This is a genomic window from Streptomyces synnematoformans (assembly GCF_039531005.1).
GTDB lineage: Bacteria > Actinomycetota > Actinomycetes > Streptomycetales > Streptomycetaceae > Streptomyces > Streptomyces synnematoformans.
Map to the genome: position 1 here is coordinate 1 of NZ_BAAAPF010000055.1, position 8,512 is coordinate 8,512.

General features: G+C 73.8%; 6 protein-coding genes and 1 tRNA gene. 1 reads left to right on the forward strand and 6 read right to left on the reverse strand.

The features are described from left to right. Nucleotides 1–227: 227 nt before the first annotated feature. The 6 genes from ABD317_RS11975 to ABD317_RS12000 form a co-directional block, all read right to left on the reverse strand. Nucleotides 228–1,079, reverse strand: a complete 852-nt coding sequence (locus ABD317_RS11975; RefSeq protein WP_344289758.1) for a DegV family protein — start codon at nucleotides 1,077–1,079, stop codon at nucleotides 228–230. A gap of 111 nt (nucleotides 1,080–1,190) precedes the next feature. Next, the gene (locus tag ABD317_RS11980; RefSeq protein ID WP_027753359.1) at nucleotides 1,191–1,976 is read right to left on the reverse strand and encodes a hypothetical protein; all 786 of its coding nucleotides are present in this window, start codon (nucleotides 1,974–1,976) and stop codon (nucleotides 1,191–1,193) included. A gap of 231 nt (nucleotides 1,977–2,207) precedes the next feature. Continuing rightward, complete coding sequence (leuS, locus tag ABD317_RS11985; protein WP_344289759.1) at nucleotides 2,208–5,105, reverse strand: leucine--tRNA ligase; 2,898 nt, start codon at nucleotides 5,103–5,105, stop codon at nucleotides 2,208–2,210. A 194-nt stretch (nucleotides 5,106–5,299) separates the two neighbouring features. Further along, nucleotides 5,300–5,372: transfer RNA gene (locus tag ABD317_RS11990), tRNA-Ala, on the reverse strand. A gap of 47 nt (nucleotides 5,373–5,419) precedes the next feature. Then, nucleotides 5,420–5,653, reverse strand: a complete 234-nt coding sequence (locus ABD317_RS11995; RefSeq protein ID WP_026276023.1) for a hypothetical protein — start codon at nucleotides 5,651–5,653, stop codon at nucleotides 5,420–5,422. Nucleotides 5,654–5,899: 246 nt separating this feature from the next. Then, nucleotides 5,900–7,393, reverse strand: coding sequence for an MFS transporter (locus tag ABD317_RS12000; protein WP_344289761.1), 1,494 nt, complete (start codon nucleotides 7,391–7,393; stop codon nucleotides 5,900–5,902). A gap of 101 nt (nucleotides 7,394–7,494) precedes the next feature. On the opposite strand from ABD317_RS12000, the gene ABD317_RS12005 reads away from it, so the two are divergent. Beyond that, on the forward strand, nucleotides 7,495–8,424 hold the full coding sequence (locus ABD317_RS12005) for a helix-turn-helix transcriptional regulator (RefSeq protein WP_344289762.1): 930 nt from the start codon (nucleotides 7,495–7,497) through the stop codon (nucleotides 8,422–8,424). Nucleotides 8,425–8,512: the final 88 nt, after the last annotated feature.

Here is an 8,512-nt window from a genome sequence, read left to right on the forward strand (position 1 = left end):
CGCCTGCGGACTCTCCTCCAGCCCGCGCCGCCGCGGCCGGCCCGGCCCGCCCGCGCCCGCGCCGCCGCGCCCAGGTCGCCGCCTTCCCGGCTCGTGCCGTCCCGGTCCCCTGGTCTCCGTACGTGCGCTCATGACCCGAAGGTACGAGCTCCGCCCCCACCCCCGACGATCACAGCCTGTTTCTGTGGATAACCCGCCGGTTGTGGACAATCCGCGGCCCCGCGCGCCTACGCGACCCGCCGCGACACCACCGCTCCCAGCAGCCCCGGCCCCGTGTGCGCCCCGATGACCGCGCCGACCTCGCTCAGATGCAGCTCCCCGACTCCCGGCACCCGCTCCCGCAGCCGGTCCGCCAGCTCCGCGGCGCGCTCCGCCGCCGCCAGGTGGTGGACCGCCACGTCCGCCGGCCCCTCCGCGGCCCGGTCGAGCACCAGCTCCTCCAGCCGCAGGATCGCCCGGCCCGCCGTGCGGACCTTCTCCAGCAGCTCGATCCGCCCGCCGTCCAGCCGCAGCAGCGGCTTGACCGCCAGCGCCGAGCCCAGCAGCGCCTGGGCCGTCCCGATCCGGCCGCCCCGCCGCAGGTAGTCCAGGGTGTCGACGTAGAAGAACGCCGACGTGCCCGCCGCCCGCCGCTCCGCCGCCGCCACCGCGTCGTCCACCGTGCCGCCCGCCTCGGCGGCCTCGGCGGCGGCGATCGCGCAGAAGCCGAGGGCCATCGCCACCATCCGGGTGTCCACCACCCGCACCGGCACCGGCGCCTCCTTCGCCGCCAGCACCGCCGCGTCGTACGTCCCGGAGAACTCGGCCGACAGGTGCAGCGAGACGATGCCCCGCGCGCCCGCCTCCGCCGCCTTCCGGTACGTCTCCGCGAACCGCGCCGGGCTCGGCCGCGACGTCGTCACCGGGTTCCGCTTGCGCAGCGCCTCCGCCAGCGAGCGGGCGGAGATCTCGGTGCCCTCCTCCAGCGCCCGGTCGCCGAGCACGACGGTCAGCGGGACGGAGATGATGCCGTGCCGCCGCATCGCCTCGGGCGGCAGATAGGCCGTGGAATCGGCGACGATCGCGACATCGGGGGACATGCCCAAGACACTACTGGGCGCGCCGAACACCCCGCATCCGAGGGCCCGCACGGCGCGTACGGGCTAGCGGGTACGCCGAGGTCAAGCGCGGTGTCCCGACGCGGGACCGGGCTAGGCCGACTCCGGCTTCCGCAGCTTCTCGATCTTCGACAGCAGCGCCTGGAAGGCGTCCTGCCCCTCCGCCGTACCGCCGGACGACAGCGCCGGCTGCTGCTTCGGCGACCGGTCCGCACCGTCCGCACGGTCCGCGCCGTCCGCGGCCCCCGCGTCCTCCCGCTTCTGCCCCGCGTCTCCTCCGGGCCCGCCGGCGGCCGTGCCCGCGGTGGTGCCGGCCTGCCGCTCGTCGGCGGGCGTCCAGTGCCGCAGCGCCCCCGTCTCCAGGTCGATCTGCGTCGTCAGCGCGTCCAGCCCGTCGTCGTCCCCCGCCGTGTGCCGCACGCGGTCCTGGGCGGCCCAGCGCAGCGAGTTCGCCGACTGCGCGATCCGCTCCGCCCGGCTCCGCAGCTCCGGCAGCCGCTCCGCGACGCGCGACTTGTCCGGCTCCCGCTCCAGGTGCCGCAGCTCGCCGTCGACCTGTCGCGCGTACTCGTGCAGGCGGTCCAGCAGGCCGATCGACTCGCGCAGCCCGGGGTCGCCCGGCAGGGCGTGCTCCAGCTCGCGGCGGGTCGCGTCGATGGAGCCGCGCAGGGACAGCCGCAGGCCGGCGATGTCCCCGGCCGCGCCGGGCTGCACCGCGCGACGGGCCTTGAGCGTGGTCTCCTGGACGGTTCTGCGGGTGTCGGCCACCGTGCGTTCGACGCCGCGCTTCACCGCCCGCGTCGCCTTCACGGTCACGACCACGCCCGCCGCGACACAGAGCACGAAGAACAGCGCCAGCAGAGCGACGACGACGTCCATGAGGTCTGCATCCCTCCATCACGGCCTGCGGGCCCGGGCGGCCACGGCAAGTGGTCTTCACTCCAGCCTACGGGTACGGGAGGGCCGGGCGGCCCCACCGGCCCCCGGCCCTTCCCGGAATCGTCCCTTAGGGACTGCCCCCGGAGGGCCGCAGGGGCCCGCCCGTCCTGCCCGCCACCCGCGCCACCGGCGGCTCCGGCGGCTCCGGCGGCTCCGGCGGCTCCGGCGCCCTCAGATGACCACGTTCACCAGCTTCGGCGCCCGTACGATCACCTTCCGGACCGGCGCCCCGCCCAGGGCGCGCCGCACCGCCTCGTCCGCCAGCGCCGCCGCCTCCAGCTCCGCCTCCGCGATGTCGGGCGAGACCTCCAGCCGGGCCTTGACCTTGCCCTTGACCTGCACCACGCACGTCACCGTCTGGTCGGCCACGTACCGCGGATCGGCGACCGGGAAGGCCTCGTAGACCACCGTCGTGGCGTGCCCCAGCCGGCGCCACAGCTCCTCGGCGACGTGCGGCGCCAGCGGCGCGACCAGCTTCACCAGCGCCTCGGCGACGGTCCGCGGCACCGCGCGCAGCTTGGTGACGTGGTTGTTCAGTTCCGTCACCTTCGCGATGGCGGTGTTGAAGCGCAGCGCCGCCATGTCCCGGGTGACCCCGTCGACGGCCTTGTGCAGCGCCCGCAGCGTCTCCTCGTCCGGCTCCTCGTCCACGACGGTGACGGCGCCGGTCGACTCGTCGACGACGTTGCGCCACAGCCGCTGCAGCAGCCGGTACTGGCCGACGACCGCGCGGGTGTCCCAGGGCCGGGAGACGTCCAGCGGGCCCATGGCCATCTCGTACAGCCGCAGCGTGTCGGCGCCGTACTCGGCGCAGATCTCGTCCGGTGTGACGGCGTTCTTCAGGGACTTGCCCATCTTGCCCAGCTCGCGCCTGACCCGCTCGTCGCCGTACCAGTAGCCGCCGTCGCGCTCCTCGACCTCCGCGGCGGGCACCGGGAAGCCGCGGCCGTCGCGGTAGACGTACGCCTGGATCATGCCCTGGTTGAACAGCTTGTGGAACGGCTCGGCGGACGAGACGTACCCCAGGTCGTGCAGCACCTTGGACCAGAAGCGGGCGTACAGCAGGTGCAGCACGGCGTGTTCGGCGCCGCCGACGTACAGGTCGACGCCGCCGTGCGGCTTGCCCTCGGCCGGGCCCATCCAGGCCCGCTCGACCGCAGGGTCGACCAGCCGCCCGGCGTTGTGCGGGTCCAGGTAGCGCAGCTCGTACCAGCAGGAGCCGGCCCAGTTGGGCATGGTGTTGGTCTCGCGCCGGAAGCGCCGCGGGCCGGCGCCGTCGCCCAGGTCCAGGGTGACGTTCACCCAGTCCGCGTTGCGCGACAGCGGGGTCTCGGGGCGGCTGTCGGCGTCGTCCGGGTCGAAGGTGCGCGGCGCGTAGTCCTCGGCGCCCTTCACCTCGGGCAGTTCCAGCGGCAGCATCGACTCGGGCAGGGCGTGGGCGACGTCGTTCTCGTCGTAGACGATGGGGAAGGGCTCGCCCCAGTAGCGCTGGCGGCTGAACAGCCAGTCGCGCAGCCGGAAGCTGACGGTGCCCTCGCCGACGCCCTGGTCCTCCAGCCAGGCGATGATCTTCCGCTTGGCCTCGGCCACCTCCAGGCCGTTCAGGTCGACGCCCGGGCCGGCGGAGTTGATCGCGGGGCCGTCGCCGGTGTACGCCTTGCCGTCCCAGTCCGCCGGCGGCTGCACGGTGCGGATGATGGGCAGTTCGAAGACCTCGGAGAACGCCCAGTCGCGCGCGTCCTGCCCGGGTACGGCCATGATGGCGCCGGTGCCGTAGCCCATCAGGACGTAGTCGGCGATGAAGACGGGGATGCGCTCGCCGTTGACGGGGTTCACGGCGTACGCGCCGGTGAACACGCCGGTCTTCTCCTTGGCTTCGGCCTGCCGCTCGACGTCGGACTTGGCGGCGGCCTGGACGCGGTACGTGGCGACCGCCTCGGCGGGCGTGGCGTGCCCGCCGGTCCACACCGCGTGCGTGCCCTGCGGCCAGCCGGCCGGGACGATGGTGTCGACCAGCGGGTGTTCGGGCGCCAGCACCATGTAGGTGGCGCCGAACAGGGTGTCGGGGCGGGTGGTGAAGACCGAGATCCGGGCGCCGGCCTCCCCTTGGGCGTCCCCACGACTCGCTCCGCTCGCGTGGGTGGTACCCCCCACGGGGAAGTCGACGCGGGCGCCCTCGCTGCGGCCGATCCAGTTGCGCTGCTGCAGCTTGATGGCCTCGGGCCAGTCCAGCTCGTCCAGGTCGGCCAGCAGCCGGTCGGCGTAGGCGGTGATGCGCATCATCCACTGGCGCAGGTTCGCCTTGAAGACGGGAAAGTTGCCGCGCTCGGAGCGGCCGTCGGCGGTGACCTCCTCGTTGGCCAGCACGGTGCCCAGGCCGGGGCACCAGTTGACCGGCGAGTCGGAGGCGTACGCCAGGCGGTGGCCGCTCAGCACCTCGGCGCGCTCCTCGGCGGACAGCGCGGCCCAGGGGCGCCCGTCGGGCGTCTCGCGCTTGCCGGTCTCGAACTGCTCGACCAGGGTGGCGATCGGGCGCGCGGCGTCGGCCTCCTCGTCGTACCAGGAGTCGAAGATCTTCAGGAAGATCCACTGGGTCCACTTGTAGTAGTCCGGGTCGATCGTGGCGAACGACCGGTCGGTGTCGTGGCCCAGGCCCAGCCGGCCCAGCTGGCGGCGCATGGAGACGATGTTCGCCTCGGTGGTGACGCGGGGGTGGGTGCCGGTCTGTACGGCGTACTGCTCGGCGGGCAGGCCGAAGGCGTCGAAGCCCATGGTGTGCAGCACGTCGTGGCCCGTCATGCGCTCGTAGCGGGCGTAGACGTCGGTGGCGATGTACCCCAGCGGGTGGCCCACGTGCAGGCCGGCGCCCGAGGGGTACGGGAACATGTCCATGATGAACTTCCGCGGCCGGTCCGACGGCGCGGCCGTGTCCACCGCGTACGTGCCCTCGCGGGCCCAGAAGTCCTGCCAGCGGGCCTCGATCTCGGCGGCCAGGGCCGCGGTGTAGCGGTGCGGTGCCGTCGCCGGCACTGACTCGGTGGCGGCGGCGGTCGTCGTCTCGCTGCTCATCGTCCTCAAAGCTCCTGGTGGTCTCTGCCTGCGGTCGGGTGCGGAAACGAAAAATCCCCTCGCACAGGAGGGGACGCCGCGCTGAGTGTTTCCTGCCGTCAGCGCGGCCCGCTAAGCAGAAGGCGTCGGGCACGCATGGGGTCAGGGTATCGCAGGCGGTCGGCGTGCCGGCTGCGGCTTCCCGGAGGTGCGAGTGGAGCTAAGGAGAATCGAACTCCTGACCTCTTGCATGCCATGCAAGCGCTCTACCAACTGAGCTATAGCCCCGGGGCGGGCCTCACCCTACCCCACCGCCGGCCGGAGCCGGCGGCCGGTCAGGCCGTCGCGAACGAGTAGAAGCGCTTGAGCGTGCAGTGCTCGTCCAGCAGCCGGCCGTAGATCGGCTCCCCCTCCAGCTCGCGGTACGTCTCGATGGGGTCGCCCTTTATGATCAGCGCCCGCGCGCACTCCTCGCACCAGTACTGGTAGTCGGGGTTGAGGGGTTCCATGTCCCGCACGATGGGGGTGCCGTTCCCGCACCAGTCGCACTTCCGGCTGTGTGCTCCCATCAGTCAGCTCCAGCTGTGGCCGCAGGCCGTGCACACATAGGACACTCCGCCGTTGTCACCGAGGACCTGCGCGACGTGCGACGAACCGCAGGCCGGGCAGTGCAGGGCGGAGGCACGGTACGCTGCCGGCCGTCGGGTCCCGGCCGCCGGCTGCCTCCCGGTGGCGCATGAAGGCATCTCGCAGCCCCTCCCTTCGGCTTCCGCCCTGTGAGGATGCTGTGATTCTGCCACGCGCCGCCGTCGTGGTCAGCGCCGATACCGGTACCGAACCCCCGCGAGCAGCCCCAGCACTCCGGTGGCGGCCAGCGCGAGGGACGCGTCCCACACCGCGTCCGCCGAAGCCCGCAGGGTCAGCGCGCCCGCGCGCTCCAGGTACAGCGTGCCGATCGTCGCCACCCCGACGAGTCCGCCGAGCTGTGCCGTGGTGGTCATCAGGCCGCTGGCGTGCGGCGCGTCCTCGGGGCGTACGAGGGCGAGCGCGCCGGTGAGGTTGGGGCTGAAGGCCAGCGCCAGGCCGGCGCCGACGCCGGTCAGCCCGGCGTAGAAGCCGGGGCCGCCCTCGCCGCCGTCGCGCATCGCGAGCCCCACGGCCAGGAACGACACCGTGGTCGTCAGGAAGCCGGCCGGCACCAGCAGCGGGCGCAGCCGCTCCGGCAGCCGCTGCCAGGTCAGGCCGGCGACCCCGAAGGCGACGGCGGTCGGCACGAAGGTCAGCCCGGCGCGCAGCGCGCCGAAGCCGAGCCCGGCCTGCAGGTGCAGCGCCATGACGAACATGAACGCGCCGTTGAGCACCATCGCCAGCAGGGAGCGCACGACGGCCACGGGCATCCCGGGCGCGCGCACCACACGCGGCGGGAACAGCGGCACGCCGCCGCGGCGCGCCAGCCGGGGCTCGTACGCGGCGAAGGCCGCCGCCGCCACGGCGCTGCCGCCCAGCATGGCCCAGCCCCAGGCGGGCCAGTCCAGCTCCTGGCCGAGCACCAGCGGCACGGTGAACAGGGTGACCGCCGCGGCCAGCAGCACCAGGCCGCCGCGGTCGATCGCCCCGCCGGGCGGGCCGCCGGCCGCCGCGGGGTGCGGCTCGTCGCGCGGCAGCAGCCGGGCGCCGAGCGCCAGCAGGGGTATGCCCACGACCACGTTCACCAGGAACACCGGGCGCCAGGTCCAGCCGAAGATGTCGGCGCTGACCAGCAGGCCGCCGACGATCTGCCCGGCGGCGGCGCCGGTGGCCAGGACGGCCGCGTAGACGCCGAGGGCGCGGACGCGCCCGGTGCCGGTGAAGTGGCGCTGGATGAGGCTGAGCACCTGCGGGATCATCGCCGCCGCGCCCACCCCCTGCACCAGCCGGAACGCGATCAGCTGCCCGGAGGTGGCCGCCAGCCCGCAGGCCAGCGAGGCGGCGGTGAACAGCGCCAGCCCGCCGAGATACACGCGGCGGTGGCCGAGCAGGCCGCCGAGCCGGGCGCCGGTGATCAGCAGCACGGCGTACGAGAGGGTGTACCCGGCGATGATCAGCTGCAGCTCGGCGCCGGAGGTGCCCAGCTCCCTGCGCATGGTGGGGGCGGCGACGTTGACGATGAAGACGTCGAGCAGCGCCATGAACTGGCCGGCCAGGACGATGCCGAGGAGCCAGCCGGTACGTACGGCGGGTGCGCTGTCGGCGCCGGGAGGTTTACTGGAGGTGTCGGCGGTTCCTGACGCGGTGGCGCCGCCGGGGGCCGTCGTGGTCGAGTCACGCATGACGGCAGCATCTCCCCGGCGCCGTACTGGTAATAGGAGCCTGCCGATGCTGGTACTGGCAGCACCTGGCACGCCGGGCCGGAGGGCCCGACCCTGGGGGGATGAGCATGGCAACGGTAGCGAACGGGCCGCGCAGGCCGGAGCTGGCCGCCTTCCTGCGCAGCCGCCGGGCGCGCATCACCCCGGCGGACGTCGGCATGCCTCCGGGGCCGCGGCGGCGCACGCCCGGGCTGCGCCGCGAGGAGGTCGCGCAGCTCTCCGGCGTGGGCGTCACCTGGTACACGTGGCTGGAGCAGGGCCGGCGCATCAACGCCAGCCCGCAGGTGCTCGACGCGGTGGCGCGCACGCTGCGGCTGGACGCGATGGAGCGCGAGCACCTGTACCACCTGGCGGAGGTGCCGTACGCGCCGCAGCCGGCCGCCGCCGCCCGGTCCGTCGGCCCGGAGGTGCTCGCGATCCTGACCGCCCTGGACCTGCCCGCGGCGGTCTACAACTCGCGGTACGACGTCCTCGCCGCCAACGCGCTGTACGAGCGGATGTTCCCCGCCCTCCGCGCCGCGTCGCCGCGGCAGCGGAACGTGCTGTGGCAGCTCTTTTCCGTCCCCTCCTGCTGCTGCGTGATGACCAACCGGGACGAGGAACTGCCGGTGCTGGTGGCCACGTTCCGCGGGGCGTACGGGCGGCATGTCGGCGAGCCGTCCTGGGAAGGGCTGATCCGCGGTCTGTGCGAGATAAGCGAGGACTTCGCGGAGCTGTGGCGCAGCGGGGACGTGGCGCCGCCGGGCTCGCGCATCAAGGTCGTGCAGCACGCCTCCATAGGCAAGCTGCGCTCCGTGTCGACGTCGCTGACGGTCACCGGCATGCCGGAGACCCGGATCGTGGTCTACTCCCCCGCGGACGACGTCAGCGGGAAGCTCATGGACGAGCTGCGGACCCTGGAGGACCCCCTGATCGGCTGCCCGGACCACGCCCGCCCGCTGTCGGCGGAACGGGCCCGCCAGGCCGCCCTGGGCAACCCCGAACCGGGGTGAGCCCGTCGCGGTTCGGAGTTCCCCGGACAGAGCGGGGGTGCGGGTGGCGAAGCCCCCGCCGGGCACGGACGAAGTCCGTGCAGAAACG

Coding starts and splice junctions, on each gene's coding strand:
- ABD317_RS12005 (WP_344289762.1), top strand. CDS start 7,495: ATGAGCATGGCAACGGTAGCGAACGGGCCGCGCAGGCCGGAGCTGGCC.
- ABD317_RS11995 (WP_026276023.1), bottom strand. CDS start 5,653: ATGGGAGCACACAGCCGGAAGTGCGACTGGTGCGGGAACGGCACCCCC.
- leuS (WP_344289759.1), bottom strand. CDS start 5,105: ATGAGCAGCGAGACGACGACCGCCGCCGCCACCGAGTCAGTGCCGGCG.
- ABD317_RS12000 (WP_344289761.1), bottom strand. CDS start 7,393: ATGCGTGACTCGACCACGACGGCCCCCGGCGGCGCCACCGCGTCAGGA.
- ABD317_RS11980 (WP_027753359.1), bottom strand. CDS start 1,976: ATGGACGTCGTCGTCGCTCTGCTGGCGCTGTTCTTCGTGCTCTGTGTC.
- ABD317_RS11975 (WP_344289758.1), bottom strand. CDS start 1,079: ATGTCCCCCGATGTCGCGATCGTCGCCGATTCCACGGCCTATCTGCCG.